Genomic DNA, 281 nt, shown 5'->3' on the forward strand with positions numbered 1-281 from the left:
GAGGGCATGCCGTACCTGGGCGTCACGATGATCCGCCGACCCTCTGAGGTCGTAGAAGAAGCGGCGGGGATTGCCGGTCGGGTTGCCGTGCCGGTCCAGTCGCCAGGCCGCGAGGTGGTCGGCGTTGGTGTCCACACCGATCACGCCGTGCGCGAGGGCGGCCGCGAGCGGGATCGTCTGGGTGGGCGGGTACTGCCAGGAAGCGGTCAGGTACCAGCGGCCGCGCTGCACGTCGTAGTGGATGCGGTAGGCCACCGCCCGGTTCGCTTCGACACGGTCGG

Annotated in this window: 1 pseudogene; it reads right to left on the reverse strand. The window is 70.5% G+C overall.

The annotated features are described in order from the left end of the window. Nucleotides 1-281 (reverse strand): annotated as a pseudogene (locus tag J7E94_RS23690) (IS200/IS605 family accessory protein TnpB-related protein); the annotation flags it as partial.

Source organism: Streptomyces sp. ISL-94 (genome assembly GCF_018614075.1).
Classification (GTDB): domain Bacteria; phylum Actinomycetota; class Actinomycetes; order Streptomycetales; family Streptomycetaceae; genus Streptomyces.